13 protein-coding genes are annotated in these 16,475 nt (G+C 42.5%); 8 read left to right on the top strand and 5 right to left on the bottom strand.

Annotated elements, in window-relative coordinates; genetic code table 11:
* Position 1: 1 nt before the first annotated feature.
* The 4 genes from NSQ99_RS18850 to NSQ99_RS18835 all read left to right on the top strand — a co-directional run bounded on the left by NSQ99_RS18850 (position 2) and on the right by NSQ99_RS18835 (position 7,463).
* A complete protein-coding gene (locus tag NSQ99_RS18850) occupies positions 2–1,438 on the top strand; it encodes an HD-GYP domain-containing protein (protein ID WP_340838472.1) in 1,437 nt (478 codons plus the stop codon).
* 22 nt (positions 1,439–1,460) lie between these two features.
* Positions 1,461–5,327, top strand: a complete 3,867-nt coding sequence (locus NSQ99_RS18845) for a response regulator (protein ID WP_340838471.1) — start codon at positions 1,461–1,463, stop codon at positions 5,325–5,327.
* 128 nt (positions 5,328–5,455) lie between these two features.
* Positions 5,456–6,157 carry a response regulator transcription factor gene (locus NSQ99_RS18840; RefSeq protein WP_251667392.1) on the top strand — a complete coding sequence of 234 codons (702 nt, stop codon included), beginning with the start codon at positions 5,456–5,458 and terminating at the stop codon, positions 6,155–6,157.
* A 112-nt stretch (positions 6,158–6,269) separates the two neighbouring features.
* Complete coding sequence (locus NSQ99_RS18835) at positions 6,270–7,463, top strand: putative bifunctional diguanylate cyclase/phosphodiesterase (RefSeq protein WP_340838469.1); 1,194 nt, start codon at positions 6,270–6,272, stop codon at positions 7,461–7,463.
* Between the two features lie 162 nt (positions 7,464–7,625).
* On the opposite strand, the gene NSQ99_RS18830 is transcribed toward NSQ99_RS18835, so the two are convergent.
* From NSQ99_RS18830 to ilvA, 5 genes are all read right to left on the bottom strand, one after another.
* Positions 7,626–7,844, bottom strand: a complete 219-nt coding sequence (locus NSQ99_RS18830; protein ID WP_251667395.1) for a hypothetical protein — start codon at positions 7,842–7,844, stop codon at positions 7,626–7,628.
* Between the two features lie 113 nt (positions 7,845–7,957).
* On the bottom strand, positions 7,958–8,578 hold the full coding sequence (locus NSQ99_RS18825; RefSeq protein WP_340838467.1) for a TraX family protein: 621 nt from the start codon (positions 8,576–8,578) through the stop codon (positions 7,958–7,960).
* Between the two features lie 195 nt (positions 8,579–8,773).
* Positions 8,774–9,250, bottom strand: coding sequence for a large-conductance mechanosensitive channel protein MscL (mscL, locus tag NSQ99_RS18820; RefSeq protein ID WP_340838465.1), 477 nt, complete (start codon positions 9,248–9,250; stop codon positions 8,774–8,776).
* 133 nt (positions 9,251–9,383) lie between these two features.
* Complete coding sequence (locus NSQ99_RS18815; protein ID WP_251667400.1) at positions 9,384–9,947, bottom strand: TVP38/TMEM64 family protein; 564 nt, start codon at positions 9,945–9,947, stop codon at positions 9,384–9,386.
* Between the two features lie 526 nt (positions 9,948–10,473).
* Positions 10,474–11,739, bottom strand: coding sequence for a threonine ammonia-lyase IlvA (gene ilvA, locus NSQ99_RS18810; RefSeq protein ID WP_251667401.1), 1,266 nt, complete (start codon positions 11,737–11,739; stop codon positions 10,474–10,476).
* A 95-nt stretch (positions 11,740–11,834) separates the two neighbouring features.
* Between ilvA and NSQ99_RS18805 the strand changes: the two genes are divergently transcribed.
* The 4 genes from NSQ99_RS18805 to NSQ99_RS18790 all read left to right on the top strand — a co-directional run bounded on the left by NSQ99_RS18805 (position 11,835) and on the right by NSQ99_RS18790 (position 16,464).
* Positions 11,835–12,371, top strand: coding sequence for a hypothetical protein (locus tag NSQ99_RS18805; RefSeq protein WP_340838464.1), 537 nt, complete (start codon positions 11,835–11,837; stop codon positions 12,369–12,371).
* 68 nt (positions 12,372–12,439) lie between these two features.
* A complete protein-coding gene (locus tag NSQ99_RS18800; protein WP_251667403.1) occupies positions 12,440–13,291 on the top strand; it encodes a helix-turn-helix transcriptional regulator in 852 nt (283 codons plus the stop codon).
* 67 nt (positions 13,292–13,358) lie between these two features.
* The gene (locus NSQ99_RS18795) at positions 13,359–14,030 is read left to right on the top strand and encodes an SOS response-associated peptidase family protein (protein ID WP_340838463.1); all 672 of its coding nucleotides are present in this window, start codon (positions 13,359–13,361) and stop codon (positions 14,028–14,030) included.
* 601 nt (positions 14,031–14,631) lie between these two features.
* Positions 14,632–16,464, top strand: a complete 1,833-nt coding sequence (locus NSQ99_RS18790) for an assimilatory sulfite reductase (NADPH) flavoprotein subunit (RefSeq protein WP_340838462.1) — start codon at positions 14,632–14,634, stop codon at positions 16,462–16,464.
* Positions 16,465–16,475 lie beyond the last annotated feature (11 nt).

Here is a 16,475-nt window from a genome sequence, read left to right as displayed (position 1 = left end):
TATGCGTTCTCGCAGACTCGTGCTGCTTCAGCTAGGACTAGCAATGATTATACCTATTATTATTTATTATTGGTTGCAACAACTGCCCTTTAATCATGATACAATCAAGCATTCCTCTTTCATATATATGATAGGTATGGTGGCCTTGTTAGCTATCATTATTTCGGTTGTGATAGGAGTAGTCGCTCATCAAATTAGAAATATAAAGGTATTGTTTGTATCCCTTGCTTATGCATCGATTGGCGGTATGCTCATTCTTCACGGATTATCGATACCGAGGCTTGGAGCAGTATCAGAGCAGCATTTTTACTTGTACGCACAGCTTGCATTAGTGCTATCGTCATGCTGGCTATGGCTGAGCTCACTTTCAGCAGATCATATGCTTGTCAGATACTTGATTAAGCATAGAAAAAAGCTGATGCCAATATCGTGCGCAGCTATGGTCGTTGTCGGTTTAGTTATCTGGATCGCTGAAAGCAATGAAGGTAACGTTATCTTATTCCATGATCATACAATTCGTCTAACGACGCTCATCATTTTGCTCTTGAACACGTGGACCGTTTATCGGCATCTCATTACCTATATGGCTTCACGGTTTTCTATACAGCTCGCTATCGTGTACAGTACAGGCTGGCTGAATACAGCTCAAGTGGTGCTTGCTACGACTTCTCCTAACGGCATCGGCTGGTGGGTGCATCACATACTATTGTTCTTATCCATGATGGTCCTGATGATCGTTATCGTGAATGAATATTCGAACAATGAATCACTTAAGGATTTAGTGAAGCAGCTGTATCGTGCCGATCCTGATCGGTGGATTCAAACCTATATGACGCAAAGTGTTAGTGAGCTAGTGAAGAAAACAGAAGCAAAGGATGCCTATACTGCGGGCCATAATTACCGCGTAACGGTCTATGCTTTGAAGCTAGGTGAGGAGATGGGACTTTCCTCATCGCAGTTAAAGTCGATTGCGCAGGGTGGGCTAGTCCATGATGTTGGGAAAATATTTATTCCCGACTACGTGCTTAATAAGCCTGGTAAGCTAACCGATGATGAACGCAGGCTAATTGAAAAGCATCCGCTGGATGGCTATAACATGTGTAGGCAGATTGGATTTATGATTGAGGAGCTGGCTATCATTCGTTCCCATCATGAGAAGTGGAACGGCACAGGATATCCAGACAAGCTGTCGGGAGAATCTATCCCTCTAGTCGCTCGCGTCACAGCGATCGCAGACGTATTCGATGCGTTAACATCATCACGTTCCTATCGAAGAGCAATGTCATTAGAGAAAGCGATGAGCATCATTAATGAGGAAAGCGGAGAGCATTTTGATCCGCGCTGTGTTGAAGCTTGGAAGAAGCTCATAGATGAAGAAAAAGATTTCTTTGAACAAATGCTATCTAGTCATAGCAAGCCAAGTGGCGCTACTAGCTAGCGATAGATGGGAGGATTGACCGATGAATACATTATCTCTCCGCACAAAGGGCTTAATTATTATTATCGTAATATCATTGGTGCCTCTGTTGATAGTCGGTCTTTTTAATTATACATCTGTTAAAAATGATATGATTGAAACAGAATTAGATAATATTCGACTGAAGCAGGATAGTAGGTCTTTATTTCTTCAATCCTGGCTTGATATACGTAAATCTGAAGTTCTTGTCATGAGTCGCACGAATGAAGTAAGATCTGGGAACACGGCCGCTATGAAGGGTTACTTAGAACGTGAGCGTGCTCTTAATGAATTTCAGTACAGTGAAATTGGCTTTGTTACTCAAGACGGCATCATTACGAGTCTAACTGGAAAAAAGAGTACACTAAAAGAGCAGCTGCCGATAGCAAGATCGTTACGAGGCGATATCGTTTTAACTGACCCCGTATCTACCGGTGCGGAAGAGCGGTTAGGCTATATTAGTGTGCCTGTTTATAGTATGGATGAATCTAATGAATTGATAGGTGCGTTATTCGCAGCGTATGCCTTCCCACCTGCAGCATATAGTGAAAAGCTGCAAATCGAGGAAGGCAATTTGTATTTATACAATCATAGTGGGCAGCTTATTTATGATCATATACATACCGTGTTTTCGAATCAGCAGGATATCGTGTTACGTAATCATCTAAAAGAGCTGGCTGGACTAGCCTTGATCGATCCAGTGGGCAACAAGGAAGTATCTGTTTCACTGCAGGACTATATCATTTTTTATCAGAAGATCGGTGGAACAAACTGGGTAATTATGGAGGTCAAGGATCTTGGCTCAATCAACAAGCTGGCGGCACCTACCTTATGGCGTATGCTGCTCGTTGTTGCGTTAGCCATCGGCTTAATAGCGGTAGTGTTTTATCTATACTTCCAATCTATTATTACTCGTCTTAAAGCGATTTTACAGGTTACGAAAAGAGCAGCAGCAGGTAACTTTGATGGAGATCACCTAAATGCATCTACACAGGATGAGATCGGTAATTTAGCTAAAACGGTAAATGGCATGATGAGGCGATTGCAGCTTATGTTCGACCGACTTGATGCTGTCATTAACCAGAATAAAAATCCAGTGTTCGTCATGGATGAACGTTATTACATTACATATCTCAACAAAGCAGCCGAAGAAATGATTGGCTACACGTCAGAGGAATTGGTTGGCAAGGCGACCCCCTTGATCTTTATGGATATGGATGAGGTTAATGAGCTGGCTGAAAAGTTTTCGCAGGAAATTGGAAGAGAGGTTCAGCCAGGTGTGGAGCTGTTTATAGAGCTCAGAAAGCATTATCCAAACTATGAATATGAATTGACTATATTGCACCGTGACGGACGCAGAACCCCTGTATTCAATCGCTCAAGCAGCTTGAAGGATAGAAGTGGCCGCTACTCGGGCATTATTGCTCTCCTAACGGATCTATCAGAGCAAAGACAATTAGAGACTGATAATAACCGCCTGCAGATGGTCGTTGCTTCCGCGAAGGACCTCATTGCATCCGTAGACCAAAACTCGAACATTATTTTTATTAACCAAGCTGGTCGAGACATACTTGGCCTAGGCGAAGAGGAGCTGCGCGGTCTGTCGTTAAAAAGCTTGCTGCCTGAGCACATGTACAAGCTGCTGCTGAGGGGAGCTATTATTGCTCGTAGGCAGGGATTCTTTGAGTGCGAGGCTCAGTTCCAAAATATTGCTGGTAAGTTTATTAATGTCTCCATCATTATCGTGACGTATGAGGATTCCATGACAGGAGAAACGATGTTTTCCTGCATCTCGAGGGATATTACGGAGCAGCTAGAGGTGCAGCGTAAGCTTGTCCATGCGACCGAGGTGGCTGAAGAGGCTAACAAAGCCAAAAGTAATTTCCTTGCGCTGATGAGTCATGAAATCCGTACGCCACTTAATGGCATCATCGGACTGTCTCAGCTATTGCAAAAAACGGATCTCGATCATGTACAGCATGATTATGTACAGCATATGAAGGACTCATCAAGTATGCTTCTAAATATCGTAAATGATATTCTCGACTTCTCTAAGCTTGAAGCGAAAAAGATCGAGCCAGACTTATCTACCTTCCAAATGCATGTGCTTATTAATCATCTTGCTGACCAATTAAATGTTTTCCTTGGGGGCAAGGAGCAATTTGAATTTAAAATCGAAATTGATGAGCATGTACCGCACAGTGTAATCGGAGATGCATTGCGACTTGAGCAGGTATTGTCTAATCTTTGCGTCAATGCTGTAAAGTTTACTGAGCACGGACTTGTAGAGCTCACGATCACTGTGGCAGCTGATCGCGATGATGAAATAGATCTGCAGTTCCTCGTAAGAGACACGGGAATTGGTATGTCGGAGCAACAGCTGAAATATATTTTTAAGCCATTTACGCAGGCCGATTCTTCAACGACACGAAAATACGGGGGAACTGGTCTCGGTTTAGTTATCTCGAGAAATCTAGTTGAGCTGCTTGGCGGGGAGCTACACGCTGAAAGTAAGCTGCACGAAGGTAGTGCATTTACATTTACATTGCCATTTAAGAAAGTAGCGTATCAATATACACCAGAGCCTATTCGGCAGAAGCAGCAGTCAGTGAAAGTTGAAAGTGTTGCATGGATCATTGAGGATCATGAGCTAATGGCTAATTATTGGTCCCAGCAGCTTGCTGGCTGCGGCTATAATGCTGTAAAGAAACGATCCTGGAAAAAGGCTTACCTGCGATTAATGCGCTTAGGAGAAGGGGCTTACCCTGCGTTCATTATCGTCGATATGGAGATGAACGATATGTACGGTATGGATACATGGCTAGAGTTTCAGGAAGCTGCTGCAGAACGAAATATTCCAATCATTGCGATAACTACAGCGTATGGACGTGAGGAGCTATTACTGCTGGAGCCTGAACTGCAGCCACAAGCGATATTAACGAAGCCTGTCACGCAGAAACGGTTCCAAGATGCGATTGATCATGTGCTGTATGAAAAAACGAAAAGTCGTCAAGCTCCTAAGCATGAATCCGAGCTGAAGCAGAATCTGACAAGTAATAAGGCAGCAGAGCTCATCGAGCTTGATGAGCCTCAGCTGCAGGTGCTGCTCGCGGAGGATAATAAAATAAATCAGCTTGTTGCAGCGGAGATGTTAAAGCATTGCAATTGTAAGGTAACGATTGCTAATGATGGATTGGAAGCCATACAGCAGATCGAAAAGCAGTCGTATGATCTTGTCCTTATGGATATTCATATGCCGCAGATGGATGGGCTTGAAGCAACGAGGTATATTCGCTCGCAGGAGCAGTATCGTGAGCTTCCTATTGTTGCTGTAACGGCAAATGTATTGGCTTCTGACCATGAGCAGTATGTGCTGCAAGGGATGAATGCTGTCATTACGAAGCCGATCACGCTGCAGCAGCTTGAGCAGATTATTCAGCAGTATACGCAGAAGCAAGCGTCACAGCAGAGTAAGCAAAACGCTCAGCCTGTTCTTGCAAACGAAGAGCTTCTTGTTAAATTGGAATCACTCTCATCCATTGATGCAAAAACTGCAATCGAGCGCGTGAATGGGAAAATTAATATTTATATGCATATGCTTGAACAGTTTTTAGATGATTATTCTTTCTTTATTTCGAAGCTTAAGCAGTATTATGAAAGCAACGATTACGATGAGATAACAAGAGCACTGCATACGTTGAAAGGTGCATCAAGCTATCTTGGAGCACATCATATTGTTTCATTGACAGTAGAGGGCAAAAGAATATTACGTGAGAAGCAATCCTCGATGCTTCCAACATATATTAACGAGCTGGAATCGGCATTAAACGCTGCATTATATGAGATTTCAACAACTTTAGAGCACCCTTAATAGTTGTCTAACAATTTCTTAATAGAAATCTAACAAATCGTTGTCGTAATGAGTGGGATGTTGTATAGTATTAGATAACGAGACAATATAAGGAACGCAGAACTGAACAAATCATAAGGGTGACGTCCATGTATAAAGTGTTAGTCGTAGAAGATGACGTTATGATGAGTGATATGCTGTCCATGTATTTATCGGAGGAAGGCTATGAGGTAAAGCAAGCCTTTGATGGAACTGAGGGATTTCAGCTAATTGAGCAGTTTAAGCCGCATCTGTTGTTGTTAGATCTCATGCTGCCAGATATGAACGGGATTGATTTGTGCTCTAAGGTTAGAGATGAATCAATGATGCCGATAATGATTCTATCGATGAAGAATGAAGTTTCAGAACGTGTATCCGCTCTAAAGGCGGGTGCTGATGATTATTTGTGCAAGCCTTTCAGCATGCATGAGCTGACTGCTAGAGTAGAGGCGCTTATCCGTAGATCAATTCATATGAATACGACATATGAGGAGACTAGCTTGCAATCCGGGGCAGATAACTCGATCATGCTAGATTATGAGCGCAGGCAGCTACTCGTTAGAGGAGAGCCTGTCGAAACGACATTTTCAGAATACGAAATTATGAAGCTGTTCATTACCTCTCCTAACAAAGTATTTAGCAGAGATGAGTTGATTAGCGCTGTACGTGGCTTTGATTCGTTCGTTACAGATCGATCAATTGACGTACATATCGTTAATTTACGTAAAAAAATTGAGTACAATCCGAAAGAGCCGAAATTAATAAAAACAGTATGGGGGTTTGGTTATAAATACACCCCTAGCATAATTTGACTGTCCTTTTAACAAAGGGCAGTTTTTTTTATGATAAGCTATACCATTTATAGCCGAATGATGTAAAATAACAGTAGACTATCTAGAGATTACAACTGTGAGGTGTGGTGATTTGCTAATTACTACCATTGATTGGGAAGCTGGCTTAGATGCCCCGTTCGATCAGATGAAAATGAGATCGGCTATTCATGAAAAGCTAATCACCACGAAGTGGATTTTTCGGGATTTTATTCGACATATTGAGGAAAGACAACACAAGCTGGTCATGATTCTTGAGATAGAGAGCTCCTCGCTTAAGCGGGTGGAGGGCGCGATAAGAAAATGCATTGGTCAGACGCTAACGATCGACGGACGAATCTATCCCATTCGGCTCTATATCGGTTCCTACTATGATGAGCAGCATGCTTACGACGAGCGTGATATTCTGCGGAGCAAGTATGCATTGCAGCTAGCGAAGAAACAAGGTGTCAAACGAAGCCAGGTTATGGTTCAAGAGCAGGCTGAGCAGTACAATCAGGAAATTCTCATTGAATCACTGCTATCGAACGGCATTGTCAATAGACAATTTCATTTAGATTTTCAGCCTATTTATAGATTGATAGACGGGGAGTTAGTTGGGTTTGAAGCACTGGTGCGCTGGCATCACCCTCAGCTAGGTTTATTAAGCCCGATTCAATTTATCCCTTTAGCAGAACAGAATGGCTTTATTTCGGAGCTTGGAGAGTGGATTATCGAAGAAGCATGTAGACAGCTCGTAAGCATCCATGAGCGACTTGGGCAATCAACTTTGCGTGTTTCTATTAATGTATCTCCTGTTCAGTTTAAGCTTTGTAATGTTGCCGAGCTTGCATTAAAGTATGCTCAATGCTTTGGGTTAGACCCATCCTATATTCAGTTTGAGCTCACTGAGAGCACGATGGAGTTAGTAGATGAACAAGTTATCGAAGCAGCTGCGGCCTTAAAGGGTGCAGGATTTAGTGTTGCTATTGATGATTTCGGTACAGGCTATGCTAGTCTAGAAAGCGTAAGTGCGATGCCAATTAATTGCGTAAAGCTGGACAAGCACTTCATTGATAAGATCCAATCGAACAAAGCTTATTTAACTATTGTGAAGCATACGATACGCATGCTGAACGAGATGGGGCTGGAGCTTGTTGCGGAGGGTGTCGAGACGCAGGAGCAGTATGAGTTATTATCAATATTAGGTTGTACATATGCTCAAGGCTATTATATGAGTAAGCCGATCCCAACGGTTCAGCTAAGCCACGCAACTATAGCAAAACTACTAAACTTCAAAATTGCTTAAATCATATAATGCATATAAACCATAACCATATAAAACGTATAGAGCATATCATTCATATAAAGCAAATACCCCCAAAGGTGAATCACACCCTGAGTTAGAAGGAAACTAACGATCAGGGCTTCATTCAGCCATTTGGGGGTTTTTTAATAGTTAGTAATGAAATTATGAAACCTCTAGATAAAGCTTTGTTCCATCATTATATTGGAAAATCGCTACATCACGGACCATTTCGACAGAGGTGATCGTTTTCCACTTTTTACGGAAGGAAAAGTCGTATTCAAGTTCCTGCAGCTTATTGTTCAGCTTATCGTAATTTTGAGGCTTCTCTGTGGGGAAGTACACAGGAACAGAACGATTTTTATATTTAATAATTTTCATCATCGGGAGAACCTCCTAAAACTTTATGTTTATAGTATATAAACTAAAATTTAAGAGGGAGTGAATAATACGTTTAATAATCGTTTACTAATCTAACACTTTTCTAATACATTTGTTTAGATATTATAGAAAATTATTGCGATTATTAATAAATGCAATGGATAAAAGCTTCTCCATAACCAGCGAGGAACATTTATCTGATCGACTTTCTTAACCCAATTTGGTAGAAAGCTAATAAAGCAAGTAACAATTAGGCTAAAAAATTGAATCCCCCATACTAATAAATAGAGGAGCTCTAGCAAGCCGTGATAGAGTACCATACGCTCCCTGGATGCGTATCTAAATATGAGCATAAGTGCAAGACCATATGCCCCATAATCCAGGGAAAACCATTCCGCGGCAAAAAGCGCAGTGATTACTCCTAAACATTGAATGATCGGTTTTTTGGCTGCTGCATCCATGAGCTTAAATAATAATAAGCCGACAAGTAGCGTGACGATAATATTGAAATGCTTCGTGTCAAACGCCCATTGATACATGGGCTGGGATATAGCTGCAAGCAGAGCAACTCGTAGCACATACTTTGTGTAACTGCGCGTACGCTGGTAGCCGATGACCATCAAGTATGCATATAACGGAAAAGCAATTCGTCCAATGATACGAAGCCACTGCTGATCTGGAAAGAAGACAGCGCCGATGTGGTCAATGAGCATTGTAAGCATAGCAATCCATTGCATGCTCATTCCTCCTTTAACTTACTATGAGCAATAAAAAGAGCTGGAGGACAAGCTTACAGCGATACTGTAAACGAGTCATTCCAGCACTTAACCATACAGGTAAAGAAATGTAGAGATGTGATGTCAAAGCACTATAATAACCGCTTGTCCTACCACGAATAGAGGTAGAGGGTGTTTAACGAACGTTTTCATATACTAAGCATTGCTTGAGGTAGCCTTTAGCTCCGATGTGCAATATTTGCAGCGCGTTGCCTTGATTGGCACTTGTGATAAGCAATGTGGGCATTCCTTCTCCGTAGGTGCTGCAGCAACTTCTTCTTTTTTCTTCTCTTTTTCTGTAATTCTTCTAAGGTGATTGATTCCCTTCACCATAAAGAAAATACAGAGTGCGACGATTAGAAAGTCAAGCACCGTATTAATAAAAGCACCGTATTTGAGGTATGGAACCTCTGCTAGTTTTGCCTCATCTGTAATATTCTCTGTATTTACAAGAGGTATCTTCAATTCTTTAAAGTTTATTTCTCCTAACAATGCACCGATCGGGGGCATAATGATATCGTTAACGAGTGACGTAACAATTTTACCGAAGGCACCACCAATAATGACACCAACAGCAAGGTCAATGACATTACCCTTAACAGCAAACTCTTTAAATTCCTGCAATATTTTCATAGTATATCCTCCAAATCTAACTTTCAACGACTGTAGTTAACATAGTTGTAGCTACGAAACTAATCTAGCACCGACGGCTGAATTTATCAATATTTAATTTTATTGCCGTAAGGATTAATAGAAATACGACTAGTTACTTATTATAACGCTTCTCTAGTTTTTTTCCGCCAATCCAGAGCACTGCAATACCCGCGATGGACGCGATAATTCGCCATGGCTCTGTGAACAGATTCGTAATATCAAAGCTTAGTAAAGCGATAAGAAGCACCATCATTGCCTTACCAAGCGAAATAGCGACTAGGAAGGAATGAAAAGGGAGCTTACTTAATGCTGCGACAATGGTAATGAGTACAGATGGTGTAAACGGGAAGCAGGATAACAGAAACAAAGGGGTGAAGCCTTTGCTTTCAATCCAGCCAAATACTTTCTCTGTAGAAGCGTATCGTTTTAGCAGACGTTCCCTTAATCGGTGACCGTATTTTCTGCAGATTCCGAAAAGTATGATTGCTCCACTGACAATCCCTACCCAAGAAAATAATATACCGAAGCCAAAGCCGTATATATTTACATTTGCTGCAATAATGACGATAAGAGGCAAAAAAGGCAGGAATGCCTCAAGCAGCGGAACGAGTATACCAGGCAAGGGACCAAGGCTCGATAGGCTCTCAAGAAATTGTTCAATTTGCTCTAATGTCATACAATATGATTCTCCGTTCCAGCAATTTAATATAGGATATATTTTCTCTATCTACTACGTGTTCAGGTGATCAAAATGTCCGGCTGAATTCAAGATTCGAAGTCGAATAAGCCTTCAGTTCCGCCTCGTGATCAAAGTGGGTGATTTTGAACTACCCCTTCAAATAGAGGTTCAATAATTCAACTTTCAGCACCGAGAAGGTTGAAAGAAGCTAGAGACAGAGGAGCGCAGCGTACGCCATTGGTACGTGAGCACCGGATGGCTCGGCTGAATTCAAGATTCGATGCGGAATAAGCTCTCAGTGCTACTTCGTGATCAAAGTTGGATTGTTGAACTACCGCTTCAAATAGATGTTCAAAAGGTCCGGCTTTCAGCACCAAGAAGATCGAATAAAGCTAGGGACTGAGGAGCACAGCGTACGCCATTGGTACGTGAGCACCGCAAGGCCCGGCTGAATTCGATATTCGAAGTCGAATAATCCTACAGTTCCGCATCGTGATCAAAGTCGGTCATTTTGAACTACCCCTCAAATTAGGATGTTGAATAGTACGGGATCCTTGTTCAACTCAACAAACGGATACCCCCTACTTTCCATGCGCTCGATCAACGCCGCATAATCTTCTCTATATTTTAGCTCTATGCCGACAAGTGCTGGTCCATTATCTTTATTTGATTTTTTAACATATTCAAAACGAGTAATATCATCGTTAGGTCCAAGCACCTGCACTAGAAATTCTCGTAGTGCACCTGCGCGCTGTGGGAAGCTAACCATGAAGTAATGCTTATAGCCTTCATAGATTAAGGAGCGTTCCTTAATTTCCTGCATACGATCTACGTCATTGTTTCCGCCGCTAACGACACATACAACGGTTTTTCCTTGAATCTGCTCCTTGTATTGCTCAAGCGCTGCAATAGGCAGGGCACCTGCAGGCTCAGCTACAATCGCATTTTCATTGTATAGATCTAGCATCGTTGTACATACCTTGCCTTCATTCACATGAATAACGTCATCGAGCAGCTCCTTACACACTGCATACGTGAGATTGCCGACTCGTTTAACTGCTGCACCATCTACAAATTTATCAATCTGTGGCAAGGTGAGCACTTCATTATGATCAAGCGCGTAACGTAGCGAAGCAGCTCCTTCCGGCTCAACACCGATAATCTGTGCGCTTGGAGCAATGCTTTTCATATAGGAGCTAACACCGGCTGCAAGCCCGCCGCCGCCAACTGTAACAAATACAAAGTGCGGTGCCTGCTCAATATCATTTAAAATCTCTAGCCCAACCGTACCGTTTCCTGCTATAATCATTCGGTCATCGAATGGATGGACAAACGTATAGCCGCTTGCTTCGCTCTCGGCAACTGCTTCATTATAAGCATCGTCAAATGTATCGCCTTTTAGTATAATCTCAACGGAGTTTCCACCGAAAAACTGAACCTGCTTCACTTTTTGGTTTGGCGTCGTGCTAGGCATAAAGATTTTACCTGGAATACCTAGAGTTTGACAGGAGTAGGCAACACCTTGAGCATGATTGCCTGCACTGGCGCAGATGACACCGTTTAGAGGTCCTTGCTCAGATAAGGAACGAATCATATGGTAAGCTCCACGAATTTTAAAGGAGCGGACGATTTGTAGATCCTCGCGCTTTAAATATATATTTGCGCCGTAGCGCTCAGAAAGTACGCGATTGAATTGCAGGGGAGTATGTGAAATAACATCCTTAAGATGCATATGGGCTTGTACGATTTCTTCTAAACCAATTTTTACCTGAGTTTCGGACTCGTTCATAGGTTACATCGATCCTTTTCTTGTTTTAATATATATCTTGTTACTTTAATAATAGTATATCATTAGGTAGATCTCCATGCAGAGGGGTGAAAATTATGAAAAAAAGATGGATATTGCTGTTGTCGGTATTGTTAGGCTTAATCATCCTTGTTGTTGGTCTACTCGTCTATATTTATCCTAAAGAAAAATTAACGATGGACTACACACGCGTGCAGTATGAAGAGAAGTTTGCAGATATTGTGCGTAGGCTGGAGCCTGAGATCATATTAAACGAATCAGATATTAACGCAATCATAAAGTCGAATTTGGATACTCAGCTTAATGAGCAGCTCGTCATAGAAGGCGCTCATTTTACAGTAGGTGATCAAAAGCTGTACGCCAAGCTGAACGTGAAAGCGTTAGATGCTGTAAGAGCGGAGTTGCTTGCGGTTTACTTGATTGAATGGAAGGAGCCGGAGCTAAAGCTTATTCCTGTTGAATTAAAGGTTAAGCAAGTAACATTGCCAACCTCAGTACTGAAGGAGATTGCTATTCAAATTTATGACACGAACAATGCCATTGTATCTGTGGAACGTCTGAGTACGATCGGCAATGAGCTTGTTATTCGATTGAAATTTAATCTGTTTAGATAATGAACAGCGGCGAAATGCATGACACAATCGCTGTAGACTTATAGATAATGCAAGAGGAGAGAGTATAGTTGGAATCATCATTAGTCATTACATTTAAGTCGCCACCATTTCCTTATTTCATAGAATCTAATTCACATACGTATGAAGTCGGAGAAGAGCATCCGAATCGAACGAACATTGGCTTGTTCGATATGATTTATGTAAGGGAAGGGTGCTTATATATCGGTGAGGGGGATCATCGATGGGAGCTTCGTAGAGGTGAAGTATTAATCCTCCGTCCCGATGCTTGGCATTATTCGTATGCACCGTGCTCTGAACGCACGACGTTCGACTGGCTTCACTTCCAATCTGCAGGTCCTTGGGAGGAGATTGAAAGCAGCGAGCAGGGCGTCTTACGCGGTGATTATTACACATATGCGCTGCGGGTGCCTAAGCATATAAAGCTGCAAGCAACCAACGAGATGAAATCATTGCTGGAGGCACTGCATGAAGCAGCAAGGAATAGCTCACATGGTGCGTTCTGGGATCGACAGCAGCGTTTTCTTCATTTGCTGCAAATGCTAGATGAAGGCTGGAGAAGCGATACAGCAAAGGCTTCCGTCATTGTAGCAGAGAAAGCAGCTGCATTCCTAAAGCGTAATTATCGCCAATCGATCAGCAATCAGATGCTAAGTGATGCGCTAGAGCTGCATATCAATTATATAACGCGCAGCATGAGTGAAGTGTTTGACTGTACGCCTCAGCAGTATTTGCTCTATTATCGTATTGACCAGGCAAAGCTGCTGCTGATCAAAACAGATTGGCCAATCTCGCAAATTGCATTGGAATCTGGCTTCAAGCAAACGGCGCATTTCTCAAGATTGTTCGCCAATCAGGTTGGATTGTCACCACTGCGCTATCGTAAGAAATTTACACACTAGATGCATAATTTACCTCCTTGCTACAAAAACTGGAATGACTCGTTCCATTGCCAAGGAGGTTTTTTAGATGATTGGACGCTTTTCGTTAAAGGCTGAAGTATCGGATGTTGCAGAACAGTTTAGAGTAAATCGGGTTGAACAAGCACATAGTGAGCGCTACAACGTAGTACCTACACAAGTCGTATCGGTCGTTATGAATGATCGACATCAAGAGCGCGTCATTCAGGAAGCGAGATGGGGTATGTTTCCGTTTTGGGCGAAAGACTCTGTCAATACATCCAAAGCTGATATTCGCCGTAAGCCGTTTCTGCATGAATTAGCTAAACGCAGCCGTTGCATTATTCCATGCACTGGATTCTATGGTGCGAAGCTAGTTGGACAAGAGCGTGATCCTCGCGCGATGCATATCGTTATGCAGGGAAGACCGCTGTTCGGGATTGCTGGAATTATGGATTGCTTTCGCAATGCACAAGGCAAGGAATACCGTGTATTTACAATGCTGACGGAAGAAACGCTAGGTCATATGAGTGAGTGGCAGCCAACCTTGCCAGTCGTGCTTGATGAAGAGGGTGTAGAAGCGTGGCTTAATCCACATGAACGCAATATCGATTTGCTGCAAGTATATTTACCGCGCTTAGAAAGCTATCAGCTGAAGGCATACCCTGTAACCAATGATGTACACAATGAACAATATGACGCGCCAGACTGCATCCGTGAGCTGAAGATTGATTATGCGTGATTAAGCAATCAGGCTTGATGTACTGATGCTAGGTGAAAATAATTGGTGTGGCTTGTCCAAACGATGAGATAGGTGCTCATGATATCGTTTGGACAAGCTGTTTTTGTTTCTTGAGAAATGTTGTATTAAACATAGCCAATCCCCTAAAAGGAAAACGTAAAACACTCCCCACGCTAGCTATCCTTTTTTCTAACAAGAGTTAAGTACAATATAAAACCTACAATTGATGCTAAGGAAATGTATACATAGATAGGTGCTAATTTATAGCTTATGACATGAAAGATAATTAGAAGTATTGCTATTGAATAATTGAATAGAAAGTTATTTTTCTTCATAAACGGCACGCCTTTACAATGGTTTATACGGCAGAATATTTCGCAGGAATCCTATATTTTTGCTTAACTTCATTTTAACTAAAACCTACCTATAAATGTCCATATATTACCTATAAGAAAACTCTTAAAATCTCTTCAATATTTCTTATAGACCGAATCCTTCGCTTTACATTGACCCTCAACGACCGAATATGGTAATTTTAATGATAGAATAATTCAGAGTAATATGATAGGAATTAAATATATCATTATGCGGGGTGTAAAGCTTGCAATTATTAGTCACGAATAGTCCGTTTTCGGAAGAGCAGCTACAGCATATTAATGCACTGCTTCCGACTTTAACTGAAACCCAAATCCATTGGCTGAGCGGATATTTAGCCTTTTATCGTAGCAATAATGTGCAGGGGGCATTACAGGCTGCTGCACCACAAGGATCGGTTGCTGCGGTTGCTCCAGTCGTAGAGGCTGTTCAATTGCCTAAGGAAGCAACGATTATTTTCGGTTCACAAACTGGAAATGCTCAACGACTTGCAGGAAGATTAGCAGATCGCTTAAAAGCAGAGGGTTATGACGTTACGGTGTCTGCTATGAATAAGTTTAAACCGAACGATCTAAAGAAGGTTGTTAACCTATTTGTACTTGTAAGCACGCATGGGGAAGGCGATCCGCCAGACAATGCGGTTTCTTTCTATGAGTTTTTGCATGGTAAACGTGCACCGGAGCTTAAACATGTAAAATACTCCGTGCTAGCGCTTGGCGATACATCGTACGAATTTTTCTGTAAGACGGGTCAGGACTTTGATGCACGCTTGAAGGAGCTAGGAGCAGAGCAGCTCGTTGAGCGAGCAGATTGTGATGTAGACTACGAGGAGACAGCAAGCGGCTGGATCAATGCTATCGCTGAGAAGCTTAACAGCGCGCAAGCAGCGCCAGCTGTTCAAGCAGCTGTTGCAACGGAAGCTGCTGCACCCGCATCTGTTGAATATACTCGTAATAAACCATTCCAGGCTGAAGTGATTGAGAGCATAAACTTGAACGGACGCGGCTCAGATCGTGAGACACGTCATCTTGAACTATCGCTTGAAGGATCGGGTATTGTATATGAGCCAGGTGATGCGGTCGGTATTGTGCCGCATAACGATCCTGGGCTCGTGAAGGAGCTTATTGAAGAGCTTGGCTGGAAGCCATCAGAGCAAGTAACGACTAAAGATGGTGCTACGCTGTCTGTTGAAGAAGCGTTAACGAAGGAATATGAAATTACGACTCTATCAAAAACATTGCTAGAGAAGTTTGAACCATTTGCTAAAAATGATAAATTCAAAAAGCTATTGGGTAATGCTGCTGAGCTTAAAGCTTATGTGAAGGGCCGTGACTTACTTGACTTAATTCAAGACTATGGTCCGTTTACATGGCAGCCAAGCGATGTGGTTAGCGTGCTTCGCAAAATTCCAGCGCGTCTATACTCAATCGCAAGCAGTCTTGCTGCTCATCCAGATGAGGTGCATTTAACGATTCGCAAGGTACAATATGATGCACACGGCAGACAGCGCAATGGGGTGTGCTCGGTCTACGTCTCAGAGCGCTTAGAGGTTGGCGATCATGTCTCCGTATTCGTTCAATCCAATCCAAACTTTAAGCTTCCGGCAAGCCATGAAACGCCGATCATTATGATTGGACCGGGTACTGGTGTTGCACCATTCCGTGCATTTATGGAAGAGCGTGAGGAAGCGGGAGCAAGCGGTAAGTCTTGGCTGTTCTTCGGGGATCGCCATTACGTGACGGATTTCCTCTATCAGACAGATTGGCAGCGCATGCTAAACGAGGGCGCATTGACGAATTTAGAGGTGGCATTCTCTCGAGATACGGAGCAGAAGGTGTATGTACAGCATCGTTTACTCGAGCATGCAGCTGAACTATATGCATGGCTAGAAGAAGGAGCGCACCTATATATTTGCGGCGATGAAAAGCATATGGCCCATGATGTACATGAGGCATTGCTTCAAATTATTCAAGAGCAGCGTGGCGTAAGTGCCGAAGCAGCAGCAGCTTATCTAAGTGAGCTGCAGGATGCAGGGCGATACCAACGTGACGTGTACTAATAGATATTAGA

The sequence above is a fragment of the Paenibacillus sp. FSL W7-1287 genome (assembly GCF_038004245.1).
Lineage (GTDB): Bacteria > Bacillota > Bacilli > Paenibacillales > Paenibacillaceae > Pristimantibacillus > Pristimantibacillus camelliae.
The sequence above is the reverse complement of the archived record's forward strand: the minus strand, read 5'-3'. Positions and strand labels throughout refer to the sequence as shown.

Excerpts from the sequence above, each read along its gene's own strand:
- NSQ99_RS18830 (WP_251667395.1), bottom strand. The coding sequence starts at position 7,844 with ATGATGAAAATTATTAAATATAAAAATCGTTCTGTTCCTGTGTACTTC.
- mscL (WP_340838465.1), bottom strand. The coding sequence starts at position 9,250 with ATGAAAATATTGCAGGAATTTAAAGAGTTTGCTGTTAAGGGTAATGTC.
- ilvA (WP_251667401.1), bottom strand. The coding sequence starts at position 11,739 with ATGAACGAGTCCGAAACTCAGGTAAAAATTGGTTTAGAAGAAATCGTA.
- NSQ99_RS18795 (WP_340838463.1), top strand. The coding sequence starts at position 13,359 with ATGATTGGACGCTTTTCGTTAAAGGCTGAAGTATCGGATGTTGCAGAA.
- NSQ99_RS18815 (WP_251667400.1), bottom strand. The coding sequence starts at position 9,947 with ATGACATTAGAGCAAATTGAACAATTTCTTGAGAGCCTATCGAGCCTT.
- NSQ99_RS18845 (WP_340838471.1), top strand. The coding sequence starts at position 1,461 with ATGAATACATTATCTCTCCGCACAAAGGGCTTAATTATTATTATCGTA.
- NSQ99_RS18840 (WP_251667392.1), top strand. The coding sequence starts at position 5,456 with ATGTATAAAGTGTTAGTCGTAGAAGATGACGTTATGATGAGTGATATG.
- NSQ99_RS18850 (WP_340838472.1), top strand. The coding sequence starts at position 2 with ATGCGTTCTCGCAGACTCGTGCTGCTTCAGCTAGGACTAGCAATGATT.
- NSQ99_RS18805 (WP_340838464.1), top strand. The coding sequence starts at position 11,835 with ATGAAAAAAAGATGGATATTGCTGTTGTCGGTATTGTTAGGCTTAATC.
- NSQ99_RS18825 (WP_340838467.1), bottom strand. The coding sequence starts at position 8,578 with ATGCAATGGATTGCTATGCTTACAATGCTCATTGACCACATCGGCGCT.